General features: G+C 60.3%; 24 protein-coding genes, 3 pseudogenes and 1 riboswitch. Of the genes and pseudogenes, 15 read left to right on the forward strand and 12 right to left on the reverse strand.

Annotation, left to right across the window (positions count from 1 at the left end; genetic code table 11):
• The first annotated feature begins 162 nt into the window (after positions 1-162).
• Positions 163-1,065 (forward strand): DNA-binding protein, encoded by a 903-nt coding sequence (locus PVZ77_RS19635; RefSeq protein ID WP_273808290.1) that lies wholly within the window; start codon positions 163-165, stop codon positions 1,063-1,065.
• A 116-nt stretch (positions 1,066-1,181) separates the two neighbouring features.
• Positions 1,182-1,664, forward strand: coding sequence for a hypothetical protein (locus tag PVZ77_RS19640; RefSeq protein WP_273808289.1), 483 nt, complete (start codon positions 1,182-1,184; stop codon positions 1,662-1,664).
• A gap of 9 nt (positions 1,665-1,673) precedes the next feature.
• Here the strand turns inward: PVZ77_RS19640 and PVZ77_RS19645 are convergent, their stop codons facing one another.
• Together PVZ77_RS19645 and PVZ77_RS19650 are read right to left on the reverse strand one after the other, a co-directional pair.
• Positions 1,674-2,018, reverse strand: coding sequence for a hypothetical protein (locus tag PVZ77_RS19645; RefSeq protein WP_273808288.1), 345 nt, complete (start codon positions 2,016-2,018; stop codon positions 1,674-1,676).
• Entirely contained in the window at positions 2,015-2,269 is a 255-nt protein-coding gene (locus tag PVZ77_RS19650) for a type II toxin-antitoxin system Phd/YefM family antitoxin (RefSeq protein ID WP_273808286.1), read from the reverse strand. The genes PVZ77_RS19645 and PVZ77_RS19650 overlap by 4 nt, the downstream gene beginning before the upstream one ends.
• A 513-nt stretch (positions 2,270-2,782) precedes the next feature.
• Here PVZ77_RS19650 and PVZ77_RS19655 point away from each other — a divergent pair.
• The 3 genes from PVZ77_RS19655 to PVZ77_RS19665 all read left to right on the forward strand — a co-directional run bounded on the left by PVZ77_RS19655 (position 2,783) and on the right by PVZ77_RS19665 (position 5,217).
• Positions 2,783-4,153, forward strand: coding sequence for an IS3 family transposase (locus PVZ77_RS19655; RefSeq protein ID WP_081049679.1), 1,371 nt, complete (start codon positions 2,783-2,785; stop codon positions 4,151-4,153).
• A gap of 151 nt (positions 4,154-4,304) precedes the next feature.
• Positions 4,305-4,365: riboswitch (Fluoride riboswitch) on the forward strand.
• A gap of 107 nt (positions 4,366-4,472) precedes the next feature.
• Positions 4,473-4,856: a fluoride efflux transporter CrcB gene (gene crcB, locus PVZ77_RS19660; protein WP_027597932.1), complete on the forward strand. Its 384-nt coding sequence runs from the start codon at positions 4,473-4,475 to the stop codon at positions 4,854-4,856.
• A gap of 10 nt (positions 4,857-4,866) precedes the next feature.
• Positions 4,867-5,217, forward strand: a complete 351-nt coding sequence (locus PVZ77_RS19665; RefSeq protein WP_027597933.1) for a DUF190 domain-containing protein — start codon at positions 4,867-4,869, stop codon at positions 5,215-5,217.
• Between the two features lie 165 nt (positions 5,218-5,382).
• On the opposite strand, the gene PVZ77_RS19670 is transcribed toward PVZ77_RS19665, so the two are convergent.
• The 4 genes from PVZ77_RS19670 to PVZ77_RS19685 all read right to left on the reverse strand — a co-directional run bounded on the left by PVZ77_RS19670 (position 5,383) and on the right by PVZ77_RS19685 (position 8,895).
• Positions 5,383-6,546 carry a TDT family transporter gene (locus PVZ77_RS19670; RefSeq protein ID WP_027597934.1) on the reverse strand — a complete coding sequence of 388 codons (1,164 nt, stop codon included), beginning with the start codon at positions 6,544-6,546 and terminating at the stop codon, positions 5,383-5,385.
• A gap of 129 nt (positions 6,547-6,675) precedes the next feature.
• Positions 6,676-7,050, reverse strand: a complete 375-nt coding sequence (locus PVZ77_RS19675; RefSeq protein WP_027597935.1) for a COG4315 family predicted lipoprotein — start codon at positions 7,048-7,050, stop codon at positions 6,676-6,678.
• A gap of 25 nt (positions 7,051-7,075) precedes the next feature.
• Entirely contained in the window at positions 7,076-8,536 is a 1,461-nt protein-coding gene (locus tag PVZ77_RS19680; RefSeq protein ID WP_037007585.1) for a YncE family protein, read from the reverse strand.
• A 5-nt stretch (positions 8,537-8,541) separates the two neighbouring features.
• Entirely contained in the window at positions 8,542-8,895 is a 354-nt protein-coding gene (locus PVZ77_RS19685) for a DUF305 domain-containing protein (RefSeq protein ID WP_058777457.1), read from the reverse strand.
• A gap of 130 nt (positions 8,896-9,025) precedes the next feature.
• Between PVZ77_RS19685 and PVZ77_RS19690 the strand changes: the two genes are divergently transcribed.
• The 6 genes from PVZ77_RS19690 to PVZ77_RS19715 all read left to right on the forward strand — a co-directional run bounded on the left by PVZ77_RS19690 (position 9,026) and on the right by PVZ77_RS19715 (position 14,674).
• Positions 9,026-9,538 carry an RNA polymerase sigma factor gene (locus tag PVZ77_RS19690; protein ID WP_027597937.1) on the forward strand — a complete coding sequence of 171 codons (513 nt, stop codon included), beginning with the start codon at positions 9,026-9,028 and terminating at the stop codon, positions 9,536-9,538.
• Between the two features lie 29 nt (positions 9,539-9,567).
• Positions 9,568-10,290: an anti-sigma factor family protein gene (locus PVZ77_RS19695; protein WP_108576350.1), complete on the forward strand. Its 723-nt coding sequence runs from the start codon at positions 9,568-9,570 to the stop codon at positions 10,288-10,290.
• 303 nt (positions 10,291-10,593) lie between these two features.
• A complete protein-coding gene (locus PVZ77_RS19700; protein ID WP_273808283.1) occupies positions 10,594-10,776 on the forward strand; it encodes a hypothetical protein in 183 nt (60 codons plus the stop codon).
• A gap of 811 nt (positions 10,777-11,587) precedes the next feature.
• Positions 11,588-12,220: a hypothetical protein gene (locus tag PVZ77_RS19705; protein ID WP_273808282.1), complete on the forward strand. Its 633-nt coding sequence runs from the start codon at positions 11,588-11,590 to the stop codon at positions 12,218-12,220.
• Between the two features lie 118 nt (positions 12,221-12,338).
• Positions 12,339-13,442 carry a competence protein CoiA family protein gene (locus PVZ77_RS19710; RefSeq protein ID WP_273808280.1) on the forward strand — a complete coding sequence of 368 codons (1,104 nt, stop codon included), beginning with the start codon at positions 12,339-12,341 and terminating at the stop codon, positions 13,440-13,442.
• A gap of 311 nt (positions 13,443-13,753) precedes the next feature.
• Positions 13,754-14,674 carry an Abi family protein gene (locus PVZ77_RS19715; protein ID WP_273808278.1) on the forward strand — a complete coding sequence of 307 codons (921 nt, stop codon included), beginning with the start codon at positions 13,754-13,756 and terminating at the stop codon, positions 14,672-14,674.
• Positions 14,675-15,044: 370 nt separating this feature from the next.
• Here PVZ77_RS19715 and PVZ77_RS19720 read toward each other — a convergent pair whose 3' ends face one another.
• Positions 15,045-15,281: a D-glutamate cyclase family protein gene (locus tag PVZ77_RS19720; RefSeq protein WP_273808276.1), complete on the reverse strand. Its 237-nt coding sequence runs from the start codon at positions 15,279-15,281 to the stop codon at positions 15,045-15,047.
• A 576-nt stretch (positions 15,282-15,857) separates the two neighbouring features.
• On the opposite strand from PVZ77_RS19720, the pseudogene PVZ77_RS26160 reads away from it, so the two are divergent.
• The 3 pseudogenes from PVZ77_RS26160 to PVZ77_RS19730 all read left to right on the forward strand — a co-directional run.
• Positions 15,858-15,974 (forward strand): annotated as a pseudogene (locus PVZ77_RS26160) (hypothetical protein); the annotation flags it as partial.
• A 105-nt stretch (positions 15,975-16,079) separates the two neighbouring features.
• Positions 16,080-16,368 (forward strand): annotated as a pseudogene (locus tag PVZ77_RS19725) (aldehyde dehydrogenase family protein); the annotation flags it as partial.
• A 67-nt stretch (positions 16,369-16,435) separates the two neighbouring features.
• Positions 16,436-17,598, forward strand: a pseudogene (locus tag PVZ77_RS19730) (IS3 family transposase).
• Positions 17,599-18,179: 581 nt separating this feature from the next.
• Here the strand turns inward: PVZ77_RS19730 and PVZ77_RS19735 are convergent.
• From PVZ77_RS19735 to PVZ77_RS19755, 5 genes are all read right to left on the reverse strand, one after another.
• Positions 18,180-19,313, reverse strand: coding sequence for an FAD-dependent oxidoreductase (locus PVZ77_RS19735; RefSeq protein WP_273808275.1), 1,134 nt, complete (start codon positions 19,311-19,313; stop codon positions 18,180-18,182).
• A 17-nt stretch (positions 19,314-19,330) separates the two neighbouring features.
• Positions 19,331-20,494, reverse strand: coding sequence for an alpha/beta hydrolase family protein (locus tag PVZ77_RS19740; RefSeq protein WP_273808273.1), 1,164 nt, complete (start codon positions 20,492-20,494; stop codon positions 19,331-19,333).
• A 24-nt stretch (positions 20,495-20,518) separates the two neighbouring features.
• The gene (locus PVZ77_RS19745) at positions 20,519-20,893 is read right to left on the reverse strand and encodes a Rieske (2Fe-2S) protein (protein ID WP_273808272.1); all 375 of its coding nucleotides are present in this window, start codon (positions 20,891-20,893) and stop codon (positions 20,519-20,521) included.
• Between the two features lie 9 nt (positions 20,894-20,902).
• Positions 20,903-21,835: a VOC family protein gene (locus PVZ77_RS19750; protein WP_273808271.1), complete on the reverse strand. Its 933-nt coding sequence runs from the start codon at positions 21,833-21,835 to the stop codon at positions 20,903-20,905.
• A 345-nt stretch (positions 21,836-22,180) separates the two neighbouring features.
• Positions 22,181-23,107 (reverse strand): LysR family transcriptional regulator, encoded by a 927-nt coding sequence (locus PVZ77_RS19755; protein ID WP_273808270.1) that lies wholly within the window; start codon positions 23,105-23,107, stop codon positions 22,181-22,183.
• 348 nt (positions 23,108-23,455) lie between these two features.
• Here PVZ77_RS19755 and PVZ77_RS19760 point away from each other — a divergent pair, with 348 nt between their 5' ends.
• Complete coding sequence (locus PVZ77_RS19760) at positions 23,456-24,472, forward strand: SMP-30/gluconolactonase/LRE family protein (RefSeq protein ID WP_273808269.1); 1,017 nt, start codon at positions 23,456-23,458, stop codon at positions 24,470-24,472.
• Position 24,473 lies beyond the last annotated feature (1 nt).

Raw genomic sequence — 24,473 nt, forward strand, 5'->3', positions numbered from 1 at the left:
AGCCGCTATCCAAGATATGGCTTTTGACGAGTGTCGACCCTCGCATCTGCCATGGGCCACAGAAGCTCAAGCACGATGGACTCGTGCACGTTTGTTAGCTAACGTTAGAACCTAACCAAACAATACAAACAAATTTGTTTGTTAGTTTGGTATAGCGTTACTATGCTGTCTTTCTTCAATCCGGAGGCGGCCATGGCGGAACGCAGATTTACAGACGCAGAGGTCATCGCCGCCGGCGAACAGCTGCTGGCAGGTGGGCGCAAGGTCAATGGCTGGGCGCTACGGACCACCCTCGGCGGGGGTCGCCCCGAAACGCTCCTCAGCGTCTGGCAGCGACACCACACTGGGGTACCGGGTGGGGCCATCCCAACTAGGCCACTGCCAGAGGAGGCAACGGCGATCATCGAAACCGCGGTCGCCAAGCAGACCAAGGCAATGCAGGATGCACTGGCCGGCGCCCTTGACTTGGTAGCGGCTGCGGCGCGCAAAGAGGTCGTGCTCGAGCTTGAGCAGGCGCGGCAAGAGATCGCTCGCCTGGAGGCTGAGCAAGACGATGCCAGTGCCGTGCTCGAAGGCCTTGAGGCCGATCAGGAGCGCAGTCAGCAGCAGATGGACGGGTTGGCCAACGAGCTTCAACTGAAGGAAAACCAGCTCAGTGCGATGGCTGAGGAGAACGCCAGTCTCGCCGAACGGCTTGCCGAGGCGGAGGGACAGGCGCAACTAGCTAGGGACCAACTTGCCGAGAGCCAGACCGAACTAAGCTTGGCGCTCGCCCAGAAGGCTTCCGCAGAAGCGGCGAGCGCGGAGCATCAGCGTTCTGCTTCCGCAGCTGAGGAGCGTCTTGCTGATACCCAGGTCGAGCTCCGTGAAATGCGCAATCGGCTTGCCATCGCTCGCTCCGAGGCTGATAGCGCCGCGGGGCAGATCCAGGAAATGGAGCGTACGCGCGCTCAGGATCTCGAGATCCTCACCGAACTGCGGGTGGAGAATCGCGCCCTGGGTGACAAGCTTGCCCGTGCCGACGCTGGCCGGGAAGCCGCAGAGCGCTACTTGGAGCGTGTCTAGAAAGATAGCAGTGCCCGAATCGCAGTGTTGGACCGCCAGCTTGCCAAAGCGGCTGCGAAAACTGCTTCGAGGGGGACCGGTAAGGCACCCCGGGCAGCTAGCCCTGCTGCAGGGGAATGAGGGTGGCTGACCAGTTCGAAGGCTTCCACGTTTACGGCGGGTCTGCCGCGCTGAAGTTCGAGGTGGTCCTGAATCAGGCGCAGGAGACCGTGCTCGCGGTGGACGGTGCCGGGCGTAAGGGATCCAGTGAAAAATTCGACTGGGCTGAGAAGCTGACGCTTCAGATCACACCTCGGGAGATGCCGGGGTTCATGTGCTGCGTCCTGGGCATCACGCCGACATTTGAGGCGCGCAATCATGGGGCCGCCGGCGACAAAGGGCTGACCCTGGTTAACCAGCCTGAGCGCGGTGTGCTCTACCTTCGCCTGCTCCAGCAACGCCTATCGATCAACGTACCGATCACCGCAGACAAGGTCTTCCATTTGGGTGCCCTGGGCATCCGTGTGCTGGCCAAGCAAGTTCATCTGGACGTACCAACATGCCTGGCGATGTTGCGGGGTACGGCAGGCAGACTGCTGATTGCAGCGGCCGGTGATTAACGGTACGGCCTACCCTGTGAGCAGGTGCCGATACAGCAGCTCTCGGATGTCCTGGCCATCGCGAAAGATGGCGAGCACTACGGCTTCGCGCCGCGCTTCGTCGACCAGGTATCCCGCTCGATAGCCTGATTTGGTGATCTCGCGGTACCTGGTGATGCCAAACTCGGCACCGGCTGCGGCAACAGGGTGAGCGAGAGGGGACTTCCGGAGCTCGATGGCGACTTCGTCTACGACGCTGGTCATCTTCGCGAGTGCGTCGAGGCGAGAAGCCGATTTCGCGAGGTGATGCACCTGGTCGAGCGCGCCGGACCTTGCCGAAGCGCTGAAGCGGACCTGGAAAGGCCTGGCGGTCATTTGCTATCACCACCGAACCGCTGCTGCAGGCTTTCTTTCAGCTGTTCGGATGACATGTGCTGGCCGGCTTCGTACTCCTTGGATCCTAAGGCCAGCAGCTTGACCAGGGCGATAGACTCATCGCGGCGGACACGATCCGCGTAGGCCTCAATCACGTAGGCCGGCTTGCCGTTCTGGGTGACGATCATTGGCTCGTCCAGCTCGAGGTCGGCGGCGTTTTTCTTCAGGTAGCTGATCGTTTCGACTCGCATTGATAGATCCCAATATTCACTGTGATACGGCCTAGCGTATACCTCGTCGGACCGAATTAAAACCAAATACGGTCCTTTCCCGTTGGTGACGCTTTCGTCATTCCCAAATTGGGGTAGGGAAAAGATCCAGGTTCGCACCCAGGTAGGGAGTGAATCGCCAACCCCCTTCCCCAGTTACCGCCAACACTACCTATCCAGCAGGAACTATTCGTTCCTGCTATCGCGGGAATTGGCGCAGCCCTGATTCTAGGAAGCTAGCAGCATGGATCCGATAATGTTCTCGACAACGCGTAAGGGCTACCTAGCCCGTAACTGGCGCTGGCTGATCTGTATGGTCCTTATCGTACTTTTAGCCGTGACCGCGCTGTACGTACGCACTGAAACCCCCTCTGCCGTCGTGAATCTTCATGAGGGCTGGTATGGCTTGGCAATGAGCATTGCGATAGGGCTATGCGGGGCATTTGGATGGATGAAATGACCCCCGAAAGTTGGACGCTGCCTTGAAGGCGTACCATGCCCAAGTACTCTCTAGCGTTCAAATTGAAGATCGTCGCTCAGTACCAAAAGGGCGATTGCAGCTACGGCCACCTCGCTAGGGTGCATGACGTCAGCGTGGTGCAGGTAAAAGGATGGATTGGCGCCTATGCCAATCACGGAAAAGCGGCTCTACAAAAGCGTTATCGTTATCACAGCATCGATTTCAAGATCGAGGTGGTGCGACAGATCGTCGAAGGCCTATCAATCCGACGGGCTAGTGAGCGATTTAGTCTCAATCGCTCCCAAATGCAGCGCTGGGTCGATGCGTGGCAGAGGTATGGTATCGAGGGGTTGGCCAGCAAACGCAGAGGTGACTCCTTGCCCCTTCTTCCCGTTCCAGATCCATCCGCTTTCAAGCCCCACATCGCAAACCCAGTCCGAGAGCTGGAAAAGCAGGTTGCCTATCTGCAGGTCAAAAACGCCTTTCTGCGCAAAGCCATGAGCTTGGGTCTCAAGGACAGTGACCTGGACAATCAGCAGAAAGCACTTATCGTGCAGGAGTTGCGGTCACGATATCCACTTGATGCGCTTCTTCAGGGAGCATGTCTTCCTCGAAGCAGCTTCTACTACCACCTCAAGGTCACTCGCCAACCAGACAAACAAGGTGCCCGCAAAGAGAGCATCCGGACGATGTTCGCGCATCATCGGGGTCGCTATGGCTATCGCCGCATCACGCAGGCGCTACGCAATCAGGGGCAGCAGATCAATCACAAGGCAGTACAGCGGCTGATGGGCGAAATGTCGTTAAAGTGCACGCTGCGACGCCGTCGCTATCGTCCATTCACAGGGCCGGAGTCCTGCGTGGCGCCTAACCTGCTGGAACGCCGCTTTACCGCACCGCAGCCCAATCAGCGGTGGGCGACTGACATAACGGAGTTTCGTGTCAATCAAAACCGGCTATACCTGTCACCGATTCTTGACCTCTTCAATAAGGAAATTGTGGCTTTCGAGATAAGTGAGCGCCCATCGTTCGAGATGGTCTTACGTATGTTGAAAGACGGATTGAAGACCCTTCGGCCTCATGAGAAACCGCTCATCCATTCCGATCAAGGCTGGCACTATCAATACCCTGCCTACCAACAGCTGATCCGTCAGCATGGACTGACTCAGAGTATGTCAAGGCGAGCCAATTGCCTCGACAATGCGGCAATGGAAAGCTTTTTTGCAGTACTAAAATCTGAGCTTTTCCACTGCAACAGGTTCTCAAGCGTAGAGGAGCTGGCAGTAGCAATTCGGGCCTATATCGACTACTACAATAAGGAGCGAATCAAATTGGCACTGGGTGGGCGCAGTCCAGCTGAATATCGTCTGGCAATAGCGAAAGCTGTGAATACCTGTGACGAATAGGACGTTTGCCTCATAGCTACCGCAGAGTCGATCGGTTTCTAGACCCTCGGCGTTTGAGGAGTGCAGGCATGCTCCGGGTCTCAATAAGCAGTGGCAGGCATGTCGGCTTCAAGAACGAGCCATCTTCAAAGTCATCTGCTGCGCTGCTATGATCCGCTAAGGAGATGGCATTCCTCCTCAAACCGCCTCGTGCTGATGATGCCTACGTAACCCCTTGGCAGGGTGCGTAGGTGCGCCCTGTCTTTTTCGAGGACAGCGCTATGCACCGACCATATCCCTCCCCGGCCCCTAGTCTTCCATTCCCCTTGGGAGACGTTCCATGCTGAAGCCGCTCATAGCCATCGCACTCGGTGCGACCTTGGGTGCCTGGCTCCGTTGGATACTGGGCTTGAAGCTAAATGCCTGGTTCCCGTCGCTCCCGCCTGGGACGGTCGTTGCGAATCTTGTAGGTGGCTACATCATCGGAATGGCCGTAGCCATCTTCGCTGCTTGGCCCGGGATTGCGCCTGAATGGCGGCTGTTTCTGATCACCGGATTTTGCGGCGGCTTAACCACCTTCTCGACGTTTTCTGCTGAGACACTGATGCTAATCCAGCAAGGAAGGCTGCTCATGGCGCTGACTGCAATCAGCGTTCATGTCGTGGGGTCCCTGTGCATGACAGCCCTGGGTATCTTGACCATCAACCTGCTGCACCCACGCTAAAGGCAATAGCATGAACGACTATCTCGTTACGTTCTATACCGAACAAAATCGTCGCCATGAACATCAGCAGATTGGAGATTGGCTTCTGGATCTTGCTAAAGAGCTTCACCTAAGTGGCGCAACGTTGTCAGTGGCGGCTGAAGGCTTTGGCCAAGATGGAAAACGCCACTCCGCTCATTTTTTTGAGCTTGCCGATCAGCCCATCCAGGTAACGATGGCGCTGACTCAAATTCAACACGACATGCTGTTTCAACGCCTCGAATCGGAAGACTTGGCACTGTTCTACATCAAGACGCCTGCCGAGATTGGCACGGTAGGACGCCACCGCCCTTCCCAAGAGACAGAGTCATCCTCGTCCTGAGCTGACGCACCTTTGAATCGGTTAAGGCGGCCGCGGTAACCAACGGCATCAAGGGATGGCTTTCACTGAGCCCCATTTGCGGACTCATCAGCTCACTCGTCGTAGAGAGTGGGCTGATGGTCCTAGCTTGGTAGCGTTGCTCAGCGAGGCGCCACCTAATCGACCTCATTTGCGTGGTTGCAGATGAGCAATGCAAGGCGAGACGAACAGCGTCCCGCGGTAGGCACCGGCTAGGGTGCGTCCCGCGACCACCGCCCACAGAGCAGTCAAGGCGACGACCAAAAAGGCACCGAAGACGGTAAGGAAACCTGACCCAAGCGTGCTTCCCAAACGTAGCGTCGTGACGGCATAGACGCCCAGTGGAAAAGTAAAACCCCACCATCCCAGGTTGAAAGGGATGCCGTGGCGCGCGTACTTCAGCGTGATCAGTATGGCAAGGCTCATCCACCACAAGCCGAGTCCCCATAGTAGGATCCCGCCAATTACGCCTAGCCCCTGCGCGACGGCGCCAATTCCGGCCATACCGTGAGCAGCGAAGATGACCGGCGCGTCGCTGCCCATCACGAGCAGACCCAACGCACCTGTACCAATGGGGCCAAGCGATAACCAGCTCGATGCAGCCATGTTCTCGTGAGGCAGCTTGTGCAGTGCCATCCGCAATAGCAGGATCACGAGGACACTTAGGGCGACAGGTACCGAATAGGCCCAAAGCACATAGCTGGTCACCAGCACGGTGAATTGGTGCCCGCCATCGGCTAGGTGCGGTGCCAACAGCCCGCCACTGGCAGCGGCCACTTCGGCGGCTACCACAGGTAGCAACCATACCGCCGTCATTTGATCGATGCTGTGCTGCTGACGAGTAAACATCAGGTACGGAATCGCTACTCCGCAAACCAGTGCCATGGCCGCATCGACCCACCAAAGTCCGGTGGCAATCGTGACAGCCACCTCACCCCATCGTGGCAGCCCAAAGATCAGCATCCCGTTGATGATTGTTGCCAACCCCATCGGAATGGTGCCGAAGAACATCGATACGGTGGAGTGGGCAAAAATTTGCTTGGCTTCGTTGTAGAACAAGATCCAGCGAGCGGCATACAAGCCGCTGAATAGAACGAAAAGCAAAATGTTGAACAGCCACAGTCCTTCGGCGATCAGACGCAAGCCGGGTACCGACGCGGGAAAACTCGCTAAGGCGATTGCCAAAATACCGGTGCCCATCGTTGCCGCAAACCAGTTGGGGGTGAACTGGCGAACGACTTCGAGCGGCTGCTTGAGCTGGCTGAGCGGCTTGCCGCCGGTGCGCAGGGCTATAGCATCCTTTAATGTCATGAGGTGAGCTCCGCTGAGGAATGCAAACAGTCTAGCCCGGCTCGATTATCTGAAAAATTGAATATGATATAAAAAGTAATCTACTAAATAGATAAGCAGTCCCCGCTGTCCGCAGGGACTGCTCCACGATCAAGGCTTCGCGACGTGCCAGACTTGATTGACACCTTCACCGGTCGTTTCACCGGGCTTGCTGTCCTTTACCCAGGTATAGAGTGGCTGCCCCTTATAGGCCCATTGCTGGCTACCATCCTCACGCTGTACTACGGTATAGCCGTCACCGCTCTTGGCCCCTGCCGGTGCCATCAGCGGCGGCCAGTTCTTGGCGCACGGGCCGTTGCAGGCGGACTTACCCTCGCTGTCCTTGGTGAAGGTGTAAAGCGTCATACCCTTTTCATCCACAAGCACCTTACCCAAGGTGGTGTCGCCAACCTTGGCGGGCGTGGCCGCCACGGCCAGCCCTGTCATGGAGAAAATGGCAGTGGCAATCAACACTTGTCTGAGCATGCTGGACCTCGATGGTTATTGGTTATTAGTATTTCGATTGGAGCACTTGCACTTGCACGGGAGCACCTGGCGCATCGGCTGCACCAGGTGCGATGACGAGGTAGCGCTGTTCATCCGCCTGGGATTGCTGAACCAGTTGGCGTATCGGTCCTACCGCATTCACGATAGCTGCGCCGGCGGGATTGGTTTGAAAAGCGGCGAGAGACTCAAGAGCGCCGCTACCGTCTGCATGACGAGCCAACGCTAGTACATAGGGCTGCTTGGCCACCAGGCCCGTAACCGAGGCCTGCAGGACCTGAGTCAAGCCCTGGTCGAAAAGTGTCACCTGAGTGGTATGACGTTCGTGTTGACCCGGCGGAGCCAGGGCGATCTGAATACTCTTGGCGGCGCTCCCTAACGGCTTAAGATTTGCCAGCCCAGCGCCCTGGGTAGCGGCGCGGGGAACGTAGACCAAAGCCTGGGGCGCCTGCCCCACGGGTACAGTGGTTTCAACGCTATTGGTCAGCGTATTGATGACGGCCACACTGTCAGCATTCTCTAGTCCCACGTACAACCGCGTGCCATCTCCTGACGGCCAGAGACCGTGGGGCAAAGCGCCAACAGGAATGCTGGCGACTTGGCTGAAATCATCGGTTCGGAAGACCTTGACTCGATTTTCTCCGCCTACCGTTACATAGGCGAAGCTTCCGCGGGCATTGCGAACCAAGTTGACGTGATTAGTGATCGCGCCAGTATCAAGCGTCTTAATCAAGCTGAACGGCGGTTTGGCTGCGAACACCTGGGTCTTACCGACATCTTTTAGGGTGAGCCAGACCTGTTGGCCATCTGCAGACGCAGCGATGTTGGGGCAGAAGGGACTCGCCTGAGCGACGCGGCCAACAATTCGATGCTCGGCAACCGAAACCACTACGGTTTCCGGAGTGAACGAGGAGCAGACGTAGCCATAGCGGCCATCAGGGGAGAAGATCTGCATGCCAGGGCCTGGCGGTACGCCAATTCGCGTCTTCTCTTTGAAAGTCACCGGGTCGATCACGGCGATATAGTCCTCGCCCCGTACCGTGACCCAGAGCTCTTTGCCGTCAGGGGTGAAAAAGGCTTCATGAGGCGCGCGACCCAGATAGGTTTTACCCTTCACCTGGTTGTTGGCGGTGTCGATGAAGGACACGGAGTTCGAGCCTATCGCTACGACGGCCAAGGTTCGCCCATCTGGCGAAAATCCCAAGCCATGCACCAGTAGCTCGCCCTTGTACAAAGGACTCAAGTTCTTGGGTTGGCTGTCGCCTAGGGTGATGACGCCGAGCAATTTTTCCGTGCTGGGATCAATCACCGATACCGTGTTGGAGAACTGCTCCGCCGTATACACACGGTCTTGGGAACTAATCGTGATGTCCGGTTGTGCAGCAGCACGCGGAACTTGACCGGCTGAAGCGGTGCAGGAGATTACTAACAACACAGCGGCGAGCGGGGTGAGCGACAATCGAGGCATGAGGATTACCGAGTTGGAGAGGCGGGCAATTCAGAAAGCGCCTGCTGCATGACGGCGATTTCCTGTTGTTGGGTGACAATGATCTCTTGGGCCAGACGGCGTAGGCGTTCGTTATGGCCATACCGCAATTGGATCCGTGCCATTTCGATCGCACCCTGGTGATGTGCCGTCATCTGGGTCACAAAGTCGCGGTCTACGTTGCCACTGCTGGGCTTGTGCATCGCGGCCATCATCTGATCCATGGCCTGACGGTTGTCGGCCTGCGCCGTGGCGGCGCTGCTATCAGGTTCGGCCCAGGCAATGGGAAGCGCGAGCACCAGAAGGGTGACTGCCAACAACGGGTGTTTGACTGAAAACACGTGGCGCTCCAGCAGACTGGTGAGTTTCCAATGCAGACGTTTGTACGGTCTGGGTTATTCCATACCTACAAAAATAAAAATTGTGGGGAATAAAAGGTCAGCTCAAGCGTCTGTCAGCGATACCAGGGGAATGTCCATGCTTGATGACGCCATGCTTTCTCAGCTACTACCGTCTCTGCGTCGCTTCGCAAGATCGCTTACTCGTCACGAAGCCAGCGCCGATGACTTGGTCCAGAGTTGTCTAGAACGGGCGCTTACGCATGGGAACACGCGCTGTCCCGCCGGTGATGTGCGAGCCTGGCTGTTCACCATCCTGTACCGCCAATTCGTTGATGGCCGACGTCGTGAGCGCCGCTATGGTCGTCTGTTGGAGTGGCTGGGATTCCAAGAGGTCCCGGTTGAGCCTTCGGCTGAGACGATCTATCTGGATCAAGAAGCGTTGACGAATCTTGAGAGACTCAATGACGAACAGCGTGCCCTGCTGCTGTTGGTCGCGGTGGAAGGCATGAGCTATCGCGATGTATCACAGGCGCTTGGCATTCCACTGGGAACCGTCATGTCTCGTTTGGCGCGGGCACGCGCGGCCTTGAGACAGATCCACGAAAGTCCTTTGGCTACCGCCGCTTTGCGAGTATTGAAATGATGTATCGACCTCCTACTCCTGAAGAGTTGATGGCTTATGCCGACAATCAGTTGGATGCGCTGCGGCACGAGGAGGTGATGCGCTATCTTGCAACCCATCCGGAAGATGCCGCACGGGTAGCTGATATCCGCGAGCAGAATCGTCGGCTACGGCTGATTTTTTCTCCCGTGCTTGAGCCTTTACCGACACACCTTATGCCAGCAGTCGTGCGACACCGGATAGTCGCCAGACGTAAAAGACGTATGACTTATCTCGCTTCGCTAGTGCTGACGTTAGGCCTGGGTAGCGGCTTAGGGTGGCAGGCACGGGAATCGATGCTGCGGCGGGCGCACGTTCCAATGGCGGATGCCGTGGAGGCTTATCGACTATTTGCGAGCGCCGAGGGGCGGCCGCCAGTCGATGTAACCGGCCAGGACGGTGCGATTCAGCATTGGCTTGAAAGGACATTTGTGCAGGCGCCCGCCCTCCCTAACCTGGAGCGCTTCGGCTTGATCCCAGTGGGTGGTCGTCTCATGGCCACGGACACCGGCGCCGCCGCGATGGTGCTCTACCGGGATACGAAAGGGCGCCAAGTGATCTTCTATGTGCGGCATCCCAACAGCCAGCGCGACGTTGGCCACGGATCTCGTAGGGAAAGCGATGTTACGGCTGACTATTGGTCAGGACAGGGCTACAACTTTGCGTTGGTGAGTCCTAGCGAAGCATCGTTTGATACCTTGCGTGAGGCGATCTCGCAGAGGCCACCTCTCTAGTTCCCGTTCAGACCAGTGCTCGTTGCTTGAAACCAACCCTGTCCAACATTTGGGGGTCATTTCAGGAAAGCAGGAACCCTTTCTGGTCGTGCAATCTACTTGGTCATCTACTGGGGCATCTGGGGCACCTTTGCCTGGCTCATTTGGAGCTACTTTTTCGCTAGCTGAACGCAGAGCGCCAGGCGCTTGATTTCCTTCAGAGGGGTCGCTCCGCTGAGCTGTAGTAGTCGCGACCGGAAGGGGGCACCGAGTGGCGCTCCAAATCTCAAGAACTACAAACCAGTCCATCGCTTAGGAGGTTTTATGAACGGAGCAATTACGCGGGACGCGTTCAACGACCTGGAGGAACGCGCGTTGCACCACACCCGCGTCGCCGGATCCCTGATTCGGAAGCTTCTCGTGGCTTACAACGCCACCTACCTCGATCTCTTGGCGCATCATGTGGAAGAACTGGGGAAGCTGCGCCAAGAACTCGGTAGCTGCTAGATCGCGAGATCTACCACCTAAGGTCCTACCCTAAGCCAACCTTTGCAGGCTGAATTGTGGCCGCTCTTAGAAGCGCCGGCGGGTCCGAATGGGCGTAGCAACCGGTAGCCGGTTCGCTCGGTAGGCGGCCGTAACCACGGGATCCGGTCACCGCACAGTTCGGCTGAGTGGAGCTGATTGACGTATCTAGCAGGGGAGAGTGTTGAAGGGAATAGCAGCGCAGTTAGGCCAACGGTTACAACTAGGAAGCGTTTAGCTCGGTTCATGATGCTTTAAAGGTTCTCGCGGGGTGTGAGCGCTAACCTTTTCCCAAACCGCCCGGCGGTTCCACCCAACCTCGATCTTTTACTTCATGCGAGCTCCGCGCAGGCTCGTGGCCAACTACGGTCGCGGTCCTGTACCGGACATCTGCAGAGCCACTGACCTTTGATAGATGCGGCAGGGGAGCAGGGCGCTGGCATAGTGCAACGTCCGAGCTAATCCACCAGCAAAGAGCCTTGACCTGGACGGCTACTCCACGCTGGACGTATGCAAAACCCGCGCATGCGCGGGTTTTGCATGCGGCAAACACTGGGAACAGCTTTGCGCGCTATCGACGGCCAGTCCGCAGCGCCGGTTCGAAATTTCCGTGAGCGCCTGCAGTTCGACCTGTCAGAAGATCGCCATCTCATCCCTTTCAGGTAGGATGATCACTGGCGCTCGGTAGGTGCCTGCGGTCCACGCTCGCAAAGCAGTAGCACTATCGTGATCTTTCGTTCTACCCAACCCTATGGGTTCTCGTAGTGGACGCCAGGCCAGCCTCTGGAGGCTGATGATGCAGCACGCCCCTTCTTTCGCTGACGTTCAGAACGTCAAGCGCCACGCCAAAACACTTAAAGCTACCCATCCAGCGCTACCTCACGGTAAGCGCCTGGATCTTGCTGCCGCCGATCTATTGGGGGTCAGGGGTTACCACGAGCTGAGCCGCCGGTTTAAGGCGGTCATCGATCAGCATCTGGAAATACCGGAAGGACTAAACGTCGTTGCGTATTGCCGCTACTGCCACTTTCGGTTTGCGCCAGAGCTCAAGGAAGATCAGCTCGAGCACCGCGAATTTCATGAGCGGATCATGGAGGTGGAGGAGCGTTGTGGGTTTCGCCCTATGACCGCTGCACAGCGGGAGCTTCAGAAGACGAAGGGATATGACCTGGTGCATAGGGCTGCCACGCTTGAGGAGCGCGTAGAGGGAGCGCTTCTGCTGCTACGCGCTTGGTTTGATCGCTCGTTCGCGAACGCGATCGACGCGGGGCAGTGGCGTAAGCACCCTTCGTTCGAGCAGTTCGCCGCTATGATGAACCCATACGTTGAGGAGCGTTTCCCTGACCTAGCACCGGCCATGGCCCAGCGGTTTGGCCGTATCCCCGGTGTGATCCCTCTTGGGCAGAACTACTGGCCCTTGAAGTAACGGTCGCTCAACGTGCGGTCGAGGGCCATCGGAGGGTCAGACAGTGGGGTGTGTCGGTGAAGTCGACGGGCGCCGAGTCGTCGCACCGCTTCTGAGCGCTGATGCTTGGAAAGAGGTCGTGGCACTGTCTAAAGATCGTAAAGTACTGATGACGGACACCAAGTGTCCGGCCCAGGCCAAGACACTCCGCTGGAATGGGAGGATCACCCGGTACTTCTCGCACTTCCCGGGTGAGGCGCCGCCGGGCTATGCCAGCATGGAGAGCGCTGAGCACATGGCGATGAAGCTTGCCATCTACCAGCGGCTGCTGCAGCTAGGTGTCCCCGTCGAACTCGAGGCGGGGCAAGGCGATTGGCGTGCAGATCTCCTGGTTGGGGTATCGGCATTCTCGACCGCGCTGGCCATTGAAATTCAGCTCACCCAACAGTCTGCTCAGCGGACCTACGACCGAACTGCCCAGCGGCGCCGGGCGGGTGTGCCAACGCTATGGCTATTTGGTGCCGGCCGACTCACGGGGCATCTTTCCCCGGACCTCCTGGAAAGCACGCCGGTATTTGTCGTTCGAAATGCCGCGGAGGCTGCACGGATTGCAAGCGCGGTCTGCAGCGGTAGAGCGTTCTTCGACGATCTCTCAGTCTTCAAGAAAACCCCGGCCAAGCCGCTGGCGCTGCGTATTGACTGCGGCTGTGGCCAACGCTGGCTCTATCCCTTTGGCGCAATCCTGCTACCTAACCGTGTGAGCGAAGAGGCCCCATCTTTCTTCGCCAGCTGCTGCATTACTGCTCGCAAGTTCACTTCGACGACGTCGATGGGGGCAGAGGTGAGTGCAGAGGCTTATCTCGATCGGTACCTGGTCGTGTTGAAGGCGGCGGCAGTGACGTATGGGCTCAGGCTTGGAATCCCTACGCGGGTGGAGAGGGTGTACGGGCGGTACCGCGGCAGTGGAGTTTGGCAACGCACGTTCTCTTGCCCAGGGTGTTCAGCGATACCGGCTCCGATCTCGCAAGGCCTACCAGCGGGGGTCGACATCATGCGATGCCCTGCACCGGTCACGGCGACCGTTGACGCAAGACCACTCCTCAAGCTGAAGCCCTCGTGGCGTACTGAACCGCACCGTGGCGGGATTGAGCCGACCATGTCCCTGCCGCGGTGGAAGACCGACTTCATAGCCCCGCTCAAGGTCCGCCTTGCTTCGCCCTGGCTGGGCCGCCGAGACCGCTAGCGCCTCCAGGGAAACACCTCTGTGCGGACGTCATTGACGCAGCTCACGTGATGGACGGGCTTGAGTGCAGAGCGTTATCCGGCTGAGATGCACTCGTCCACGGCGGTATTTCTCGTACCAACTCGGTGAGTTTGGGTGCGACAATGGCCTGTCAAATGGGGCAGCTCATTCAGGTTGATCGACCAGCCAAGTCGGTGTTAGAATGGAGTCCAAGAATAGCCCCCACGCCTCGGGCAGGTCCTAGACCTGTACTGCGCACCAGGGGGTTAGTTATTTCTAAGCCTCCAAAATGCGCCGCAGGATGACTTGGCATGCCGCATGCCCCGATCAATTTTCATAAGCCTGCGAAATCGCCCAATGCCCTTCTGTATCATCTGCAGCGGAAAGGCTTAGGTACGCGGAAGCAGCAGTCCAAGGCGCTACAAGCCCTGGAATACATTGGGTATCACCGGCTACTCATCTATATGCGACCTTTGCAGGACCCGCATAAGCGCTTCTTTCCTACCGTGCAGTTCGATGATGTCCTCCAACTGTATGACTTTGATCGACGTTTGCGCCTAGTCTTTCTGGACGCGATTGACCGTATTGAGGTCGCGTTCCGCTCGGCCATTATCAATACCCTGGCGCTGGACAAGAACTGCGGCTCGCATTTCTACCTTGACGCTATACATTTCAATGATGGTCAGGCCCATCGTGCGCTCTTGAAGCAAGTACTGGGGCTTCGCGAGAAAGGAAATGCGTCGGTCACGCACTATTACAAAACCTATAACACGCCTGCGTTGCCGCCTGTGTGGACCGTGCTCGAAGCGATGACCATTGGCCAGCTTTCTCGCCTGTTCAGTGATCTGCACCTAGATCATCGCAAAACTGTTGCGGCGAAATTTGGCTATGATGAATCCATACTGGTTAGCTGGCTGAAAAGTCTGACACTCCTTCGCAATGTCTGTGCACATCACGGTCGATTGTGGAACGCGTCGATCACCGCTGACGCGCCGAAGTACGCCAAATCAATAAGGTCTGAGTTTCCATCCCCGACCGACCATGGGCGAGTATTTGCTCGTGCGGTAGTTGTCCAGGCTCTGCTTACTAAGATTGATCCTACTTCTGATTGGCACCTACGCTTCAAGCAGCTGATGACAACGCTACCCACGGCGGTACTGGCCAAGGCCGGCTTAACAACCGCAGAGCTGGGGGTGACCCCAGGCTGGGAAGTCCGCGCCTTCTGGTCCTGACTCAAGCCGCGGTGCTCACCGCCAGACTCAGGAGCTGGATGAGACCACATTGGATTTCGCAAGCGTAACCGACGTGTTCTCTGGTAACGATCCCCGCGAAGAGCCGGCGCTGATGCCGGCTCCGCCCTAGCCTTTCGCAAGGCAAGCTTTCACCCGGCGTCAAGGTGGTTGCGGAACTGCTAGGTCTGGAAGAAGCGCTCGACGGTGCCGATCTGGCGGCGACCAACGAAGCCAGACAGGGCGCCGCGGCGTGCCAGCGGTCGCCGTAGCCGGCGCACAGGGCTAGGGCTAGGGCTATGGGTTAGGCCTAGCCGCCGCCTTCGGCCAGCTAGCCTCCCGCCTCCCGCCTCCCGCCTCCCGCCTCCCGCCGCTAGTCCAGCGCCAACATATGCCCAGAGTAATGGGAGATGCAGTAGGCGCTTCGCAGCTGAGGCAGGGCCTGCTGTGGTATCACCCCGCACGCCCAGAACACCGGCACGTCATTGGGGCCCATCGCCGGCACCACGCCAAAATTTGGTGGCTGCAGATCGGTGATGCCGAACGCCTCAGGATTCCCGATATGCACCGGAGCGCCATGCCCGCTCGGGTAGCGCGCGGTCACTAGCACTGCCCAACTGGCGGAGTGCCGGTCTCATACTCACTGAGAGCATCCCGCACAGGTCGCCGGCTGATGGGTATAAATATACCACCCCTGCACATAATCCTCACCTCAAGCAACCCCTGCTCCCCTCCGCCCGGTGCTCCTCTCACCGACCACCCGCGTCTCGCGCGCGATAGAAGGTTTGGGAAAGGAACCGAAGGAACTCGATGAGGAAGGCTTTCAGCCGAAACGCTCAGTTGCTGAACCTTAGTCGCGGAGGTCTGTACCTCTCCCTACGTTTCCTGCAGCAGCTGCAACTCACCCGGACGCGCGTAGCACTGCTTGAGATGCTCGATGAAGTCCTGATGCATCCGGGGTCACGGTGCGTATCTCTGGCCTCCGGGATTAAGCCCGACTTCGGCACCATGACCAAACCCTTTCATGTCGGCCACTGCGCGCCACGGCTTGCTGGCTGCATTGCTGGCCGAGCGTGGTTTCACCGCCAGTAGCGACGCCTTGGAGCATCCCCAGGGCTTCTAGGAGGTCTTCAACGGTCGCGGGCACTATGATGCCACTCGCGCCCTGGCCGATTGGGGGGCGCCCTTGGACATCGAATACCCCGGCATCGGTATCAAACTCTATCCCTGTTGCGACAGTACCCATGCGAGCCTGGATGCACTCTTCACCCTCCAGCGCGAGGCGGGCTTCAACGCCGCCGATGTCGAGACCGTTCGGGTACGCATCCATCCGCTGCGCCTGACCCACGTGAGCCGGCCCGAGTGCGCAATGCCCTTGATGCCAAGTTCAGCGTCCATCGTCGTTATCCAGCGTACCCGCGATGAGGCAACGCCCTGGAGTTGGCCAATGACAGCGAATTCGGTCTGTCCAGCGCCGTGTTCAGTGGCGATGTGGAGCGGGCAGTGCGATTCGCGCGACAGGTCAAGGCCGGCATGACCCATGTCAACAATATCCCGGTGAATGACGAAGACCATGCGCCCTTCGGCGCGAAAAGAACTCTGGGCATGGCCGCTTCAATGGTGACTGGGCGATCAAGGAATTCCCCACTGATCGTTGGATCAGTGTGCAGGCCACGCCCCGCCACTACGCATTCTAATTATGTAGTGGTCTACTCACCCCGGACACCTTTTTAGGCGAAGATGATCGCCACACAGACGTGTTCCATGAGCAAACAACGTCGTTCTTTCACGCCCGAGTTCAAGCGCGAGGCCGCAAGCCTGGTGCTGGACCAGGGCTACAGCTGTATCGAAGCAGCCCGTTCGCTTGGACTGGTCGAGTCGGCACTGCGCCGCTGGGTCAATCAACTGCAGGCAGAGCGTGGCGGAGTCACACCGGTGAGCAAGGCCCTTACGCCCGAGCAGTAGAGGATCCAGGAGCTGGAAGCGCGGATCAATCGCTTGGAGCGGGAGAAATCGATCCTAAAAAAGGCTACCGCGCTCTTGATGGCCGAGGAACACGAGCGCTCGCGTTGATCGATCAGTTTCGCAGCGAAGCGCCTGTCGAACTGCTGTGCTCGGTATTTGAAGTCACCCGCTCGTGCTACTACGCCCACCGTCGCAGGCAGCGCTCACCGGACATTGCCCGGCTATCGTTGCGGGTGCGCGTGGGCGAACTCTTTACCCAGAGTCGCCGCGCGGCTGGCAGCCGAAGCCTCACGCATCAACTGCGTGAAGAATGTATCGTGATTGGGCGATTCAAGGTGCGCGCGCTTATGAGCGAGATGGGCTTGGTCAGCAAGCAGCCTGGCTCGCCTGTCTGCAGACGGAAAACCGAAGAACGGCCAGACATACCCAACAGACTGGAGAGAACCTTCGAGACTTCGTCACCGAACCAGGTGTGGTGTGGCGATATCACCTATGTCTGGGCACAGGGTCGCTGGCATTACGTCGCGGTAGTCATGGACTTGTTTGCCCGTCGTGTAGTGGGATGGGCGTTTTCCGCCACGCCCGATGCCGATCTGGTCATCCAGGCCTTGGACAGGGCTTACGAGCAGCGCGGTCGGCCTCGAGAGGTGCTCTTTCACAGCGACCAGGGGAGCCAGTATGGCAGTCGACGCTTTCGCCAGCGGCTTTGGCGCTACCGCTTCAACCAGAGCATGAGTAGACGAGGTAACTGCCTGGACAACTCACCCATGGAGCGGCTGTTCCGCAGCCTCAAGACGGAATGGATACCAACCCTGGGTTACCTGAGTGCTACGCAGGCACAACAGGACATCGGCCGGTTCCTGATGCAACGCTACAACTGGCAACGGCCGCATCAGTTCAATGGCGGGCTACCGCCCGCCATTGCCGAAGGACGACTTAAACCAGTGTCCGGGATTAGTTGACCACTACATTAGGTAGCCAAACTAGCCTCTCGATTGCGTCAGCGGGAGGCTGATGATTGCTACGCAGACAACGCCAGGCTTTGTCGCTGCTTCAAAGGTCTGACCGCCACGGCGGATAGCGGCCGTCGGTGAAATAGCGAAACAATAGGCAGGTATGCTGCTGGTGCGGCCGCTGGTAGCGCGGCTAATCGCCTTGACTGTACAGGTCTCAGCGGCACCCCGGATGCCTGTCGGTTATGGTCGGCTGCTAGGTTGACGCCTTGCTAGCCAGAGCAGAGCCGCGAGCCAGCAGACGTCCACTGCGTAATTGAGGAGCTGGTAGAGGCCTAAGCCAGCGCCGTTGGTGACAGCTCCCGCCATCAAGGCCACGGTGACCCGAGCCAGCGCGGTACCGAGGATTGAGAAGCAGGCGAAGCCCGGCGAGGCCAGCTGCCGCCTCCGGTTGCCCTGGCCTGTTATGCTGGAATTGTTTGACCGCTAGTTGCTGGCGGCACAGTCCAAACCACGGTCCTCAGCCAACGTCTGCACTTGCTTGCAGCAGACCATGCCCAGGCGAAATTATGTCGGACCGCAGTGGCAGTTTAGATCGGCAAGCGTAGTAGCTCCAAGGTCTGGTGCATCAACTGGGCATGGGCCTGACCGGCGCCACCTTGCTGTTCTATGCGTCCCAACTGGGACGAGGCCTCCACCACCAGACTGGCCCGATCGTAGTGACGATCGGCGTAGGCGCTCAGGGCCTCCGCCAGCGAGGAGCGGCGTCTCAGCTCCTCGGCCAGGATGATTGCCCCTTCCATAGCGATACCGGCGCCAGAGGCCAGTTGCGGCGTAGTGGCGTGGACCGTGTCGCCCAGTAGGACCATGCGTCCACGGTGCCAGGGGGCGGGGATCATATGGCCGGCTAGGGGACGATAGAGCAGCTGAGGGTCGGATAGGCTCCCGTCGAGCAGGCCCCGGCGGATACCGGCCAGTTCCCCGCTGAAGGGCGTCAGGAGTTCGGCAAGAATTTCCGGCCAGACCGCGGGCGGAATAAATTCCTGCCCGTCGCGTCGCTCCAGCAGATAGAGGTAGCAGTGATCCGGGCTGATGGGGTTTACCCCGGCCTTGATCCGGTCGCTCAGATACATGGTGGAGTTCTCGTGCAGTCGCGGCACGATTAGCCGCCAGCAGCCCTGTCCGGTGAACACCGGGCCGGCGAAGTCCGGCAGCACCAGGCGGCGTAGTGCGGAGTTGACGCCGTCGGCGCCTATCACCAGATCGTAGCGACGCTCACTGCCATCGCTGAACAGCACGTCCACGCCATCCGCGTCCTGGGTAAGACGTTCGAAGCTGATGCCGAGCCGGACGGTGGCACCCGCGGCGCGGGTGGCGGTGGCGAGAATGTCGGCCAGCACCGGGCGCGGGATGCCGGCCGCGCTGGGCAGATCCTCGGCACCGACGGCAGGAGCGAGGGGCACGGTGCGGAGCAACTCGCCCTGAGCGTCGCGCAGATCGATGGCGCGCCACCAGCCGCCGCGGCGCAAGACCTCGTCCACCACGCCGATCTCGCGCAATGCGCGCAGGCTGGGTCCGCTGATGGTGATACCGGCGCCGTCCGGCGCCCAGGCGGGATTGATCTCGACCAGTTCCACTACGATGCCCTGCTTGCGCAACTGGATCGCGGCACTCATGCCGCCGATCCCGCCACCGACGATCAGCGCGTTCTCGATAAGAGCCATGATGCTTCTCCTGTGGATCAGGCGACGACGCCACCCAGCCGTTCGGCCAGCCAGTCGGCGATGAGATTGCCGGCGTTGTTGGGGTTGTCCAAGGAGCTGTGCTCGACCCCCCCTTCACGCGCGGTGAACACCAACAGTTCCCGGTCCGGGCTATTCACCAGTTGGTCATAGGTACGCTGGGCGTAGTGCAGCGGAATCTGCCGGTCGTGCTCTCCATGGGTGACCAGGAAGGGCACCCGGATATGATCCAGGATGCCGTCCAGGTGCATGGCTTCTGCCTTGGTCAGGAAGTCGTCGAGATCCTTGGCGCCGAAGACCCATTGCACGTGCTGCCAGTAGTGGGGCACCGGATTCTCTCCCTCACGGCGCCGCCGCGCCTGCTGCACGGCACGCCAGTCGTGATTGGCGCCCCAGACCGCGCCACAGGCGAAGCGCGGTTCGAAGGCTACCGCCCGTGGGCAGTAGTAGCCGCCCAGGGAGACGCCGAGGGCGCCGATGCGCTTCGCGTCCACTTCCGGGTGACCTTCTAGCCAGTCGACGATGGGCGAGGCCCAGGCTTCGCTGTCGAAGCGTGCCGGTAGTCCGTGCAGGCGCAGCGCCTCGCCGGTCCCCGGCTGGTCGACGAACAGGGCGGACAGCCCGCGCTGGGGGAAATGCCGCCCCATGACGCTCTTCTGCAACATCTCCTTGGTGCTGTCGAGGCCGTTCATGACCACCACGATGGGCGCCTTGGCACCAGGCGGCAGGCCGTCGGCGCGTACGTACAGGGCACTGAGGTGCGTGTCGCCATAGGGGATCTCCACGCGCTGGCAATTCTCCCGCCCGAGTTGCCGGGAGCGTTCGAACAACTCCAGTGAGCGCTGGTACAGCGCCAGGCGATGCGCGAAGCCATGGGCTTGCATCCGCTCGGCGATGCCGTAATAGAGGGCCGCACGACCCAGCTTTTCACCCGCCGACAGGCGACGGCCACGCGCCAGGTCGTCTTCGGAAAGCTGCACCAGACGGTCGCCGCCCTCTTTCCAGGCCGCATAGAAGGCCTGGGTGCCGGGATCGTCGCCGCCCAGGGCAGCCTCGCGCAGCGGCGCGCACATGGCGTCCACTTCACCGATGTTGCCGCCATGGGTCAGGGCGATCATCGTCGAGAGACTCCAGACATAGTTGGAGGGGAAGTACTGGAACATGGGATGGACCTCGTGCAGGCAAGACTAGGAAGAGAGGGGCGACTCGCGTTCGGGGACGGGCAGCTCGGCGGCTATCCAGACCACCCCCGCGGTGTCCACTCGCGCGGGAACCGCGGTCAGGTAACGACCAACGCAGGGGCCGGCGAAGCACAGGCCGCTGCGCAGCTCGAAATGCGCCGAGTGGGCGTAGCAGACGATGTGTTGGTCATCGGCCGAGAGGAAACGGTCGCGCTGGTACTCCAGCGGGCGGTGGTTGTGCGGGCAGTCGTTGAGCCAGACGAACACCTCGTCGCCTCGGCGGATGGCGAACACGCGATCGTGGCGACCTTCGCGCAGCAGGCCGCGGGCGCCCTGATCGGGTAGCTCGTCGCGATGACAGAGACGGCGTTCGTTGACCATCTCCTTGCCTCACTCGCCCGGTGCCCATTTGTCACGCCCCTCGAAGAGGAAGACCTGTGAGTTCTCCGCGCCGGGGGCCATGGCCCGCGGTACCCAGCTGTCGTCGTGGTGGTCCATGTCGGCGTCGAACTCCATGGCCGCGCCGAAGGGGCTGTTGAAGTACCAGAAGAAGTTGCTGCCCATGACGTGGCGGCCCGGTCCCCAGAAGCTTTGGTAACCCTTTTGCTGGAAGCGCCAGCCCTGTTGCAGAACCTCGCTGGCCGAGCCGAAATGGAAGGTGAAGTGGTTGCAGCCGACCATGTGGGCGTTGTGGCTCTGCAGCATGAACAGGGTGTGGTGTTCCTGAGTACCGGCAGGCCGCAGGAAGGGCCCGAGATCGTTGAAGCGATCGGTGACCACGAAGCCCAGGCGCAGATAAAAAGCCTCGGCCTGGGCGGCATCCTTGACGAAATAGACCACGTGGGACAGCGAGCGCGGCTTGATCTCCGCGGCGGGGTCCGCGGCGCAGTCGTTGGGCGCCCGTCCCGGCGCCTGGCCGGGTACGTTGAAGCCCAGGTAGGGGGCCTGGATCGGCTGGCGCCTGGACAGCTGAAAGGCGATGGCGAAGCCTGAGTCATCCAGGCAGTGCAGGCTGCCGTCGTCGCTGACACGGACCTCGCGATCGGTCCCGAGCAGGTCATGCAGGGCCGCCAGGGTGGCCTGGTCGGCCACGCCGTAGTGGGTCTCGCGCAGACAAGGCGAGTGGGCGCCAGGTGGCAGCGGCGGCAGGCCGGGATGGTCGCTGTGGCGGACGATCACCCCAGTGCCGTCCAGGGCGAGATAGGTGCCGCCGACCGCGGGATCGTAGTCCTGGGCGTCCAGACCGTAGTCCAGCAGATACTGGTGAGCGGCAGCCAGGTCCTCGACGCCGAACGTCAGGTATTCGAGACCGGTGATATGCATGGCGATGTCTCCAGGGGCAGCCTGGCAGAACGGCCAGGCGAGCGGGCAGGAAAACCCGGCGGCAAGCTCAGGGCGGGCCGGGGGCTCTGGATCGAGTTGGGCGAGTTAGGTGCGCAGTGACGGCGCACCAAAGGTTCAGGGCGGCGAGGCACCCATGACGGAGGAGGCGGGCGCGAGGCGGAGCGAAAGGCGCTGGAACATGGCGTTGTCTCGACGTGGTTCTTGTTCTGAGTGCCTTGGCAGGTGTGGCCAGGACTGTTCTCAAGAAACTACGCAGCGCCGAGTCATTCGAGAAATTTTAATTTGGCATACGAAGCATCCGTTTGGTGGATGCCTCTCGACGATTCAATCGCCGAGGCGTACCTCGGGCAGGGCGGCGGCGCTTTCGGCGATCAGCTCGCGCAGCCAGTTCAGTCCGGGGTCGTGTTGCTGGTGACGGTTCCATTGCATCGCCATCACCAAGGGGGGCGCATCCCAGGGTACCGGCAGGATCCTGAGAGGCAATTCGCGGGCGCATTGTTCGGCCAGGCGCAGGTGGATGGTGGCGACGCGGCGGGTACCGGGCAGGAAGGTCGACATCTTGCTGAAGGCATTGGTGATGACTTCCACGCGGCGCTCGAAGTTGTAGCGATTGAGAAACCATTCATCCACGGACGGGATGCGCTGTTGCCCCCAGCGGGCCAGCACGTGGCCCAGTTGCTTGTATTGCTCGAAGGAAAGGCTTTCGCCCACCTCGGGATGGTCCTGGCAGACCATGCAGACGAAGCTGTCCTCGAACAGGATCTGGCTGGGGTGCTCCTCGGTCAGGTGGGTAGTGGGGAGCACCAGCAGATCGACATGGCCACGCTCGATCATCTCCCGCGGATTGTCGTTGGGCGGGATCATCTCCAGGCTGGCATGCGGGGCGAGTTCGTTGAGGCGCCGGCTGACCTGCGGCAGCAGCACAGTACTGATGTAGTCCGAGGCCATCAGCACGAACTTGCGCTGTGCCTGTGCCGGATCGAACTGGTGGCGGTTGTCCAGGGTTGAACGCATCTGGATCAGCAGGTCGCGGATCGGTTGGCTGAGCGCTTCGCCCTTGGGCGTGCGGACCATCTTGCGCCCGTTCTGTACCAGCAATTCGTCCTGGAAGTACTCGCGCAGCCGGGCGAGGGCGGCGCTGGTGGCTGGTTGGCTGAGAAACAGCCGCTCGCCAGCGCGGGTGATGTTCTGCTCGACCAGTAGTGCATCGAGCACCACCAGCAGATTCAGATCCAGACCATAGAAACGCATGGGCTACTCCTGGCTCCGGTGCGGTCCGGGGCTGTTTTTGTGGGGGCGGGGGGCCAGGGACCAATCCAGCGCGCTTATGCCTCGTATGTCAACAAACGATTTCTCAAATACCTGCGGGCTGCATACCGTCGAATCACAGCCGCGGTCACCGCGGACGACAACAAGAATTCGGGAGCTACCCATGACGCCGTTCCGTCTATCGCGACCCCTCGGCAGGTCCTTCGCCGCACGCCATCCCCGCCCCGTCCGAGCGACCGCGCAGCCTCGCTAGACCACCGTCGCCCCGGCGACCTCCTGCCGTGTCGTGGCCCCCCGCGCCCGACGTCCGGCCCAGCATGAGACCTCAGCATGGCAAGCAATCCCCTCAAGGGCTGGCAGGTCGATCGCGCCAGCATCCAGTTCATCGGCCGCGACCTGCAGCGCCCGGAATGCATCATCGCCCAACCCGACGGCACCCTGTGGAGCGCCGATGCCCGCGGTGGCGTGATGCGCATCGATCCGGACGGCAGCCAGCAACTGCTGGCGCCGAGCGCCACGGACAGCGCCCCGGTGGACTTCCAGCAGCGCTACGTGCAGTCCCAGGGCGCCTCGCTGCCCAATGGCCTGGCGCTCACCGCGGACGGCGACTTCATCATCTGCAACTGGGGGCTGGACCGCATCGAGCGCCTCGATCGTCGGGGCCGCCTGACGGTGCTGCACGACCACCTCGAGGGTCGGCCGCTGGGCAAGACCAACTTCCCGCTACGCGACTCCCGTGGGCGGATCTGGTTCACCGTCACCACAACCCAGCAGCCCTGGACCGATTCCATCAACTCGGGGTTGCTGGATGGCTACATCGGCGTGATCGACGAACAGGGCATCCGCATTGTCGCCGAGGGCTTCGGCGGCACCAACGAGATCCGCTTCGACGATCGCGAAGAGTGGCTCTATGTGGTGGAGAGCAACGTCAGGCGCATTTCCCGGCTGCGGCTGCGTCCCGATGGCTCGCTGGGCGAGCGCGAGGTGTACGGCCCCGCCGAGCTGGAGGGTTTCCCGGATGGGTTCGCCTTCGATGCCTACGGCAACCTCTGGGTGACCCTGGTGATGAGCGACAAGCTGATCGCCCTGACCCCCGAGGGCGAGGTGCTGACGCTGCTCGACGACGGCGATCCCCAGGCCACCGCGCGTCTCAATCGGCACTACGCCGACAAGACCCTGACCCCCGACATCATGCAGGCCGCGCGCGGCACCCTGGCGCCCTGGCTGGCCAGCCTCACCTTTGGCGGGCCCGACCTGCGTACCGTCTACCTCGGCAGCCTGCAGGGCACCCGCATTCCCTATTTCCGCGCGCCGGTGGCGGGTCAGCCGCTGATTCACTGGCGCTAGT

This window comes from Pseudomonas sp. SHLD1 (assembly GCF_028640935.1).
GTDB classification, from domain to species: Bacteria; Pseudomonadota; Gammaproteobacteria; order Pseudomonadales; family Pseudomonadaceae; genus Chryseomonas; species Chryseomonas aestiva.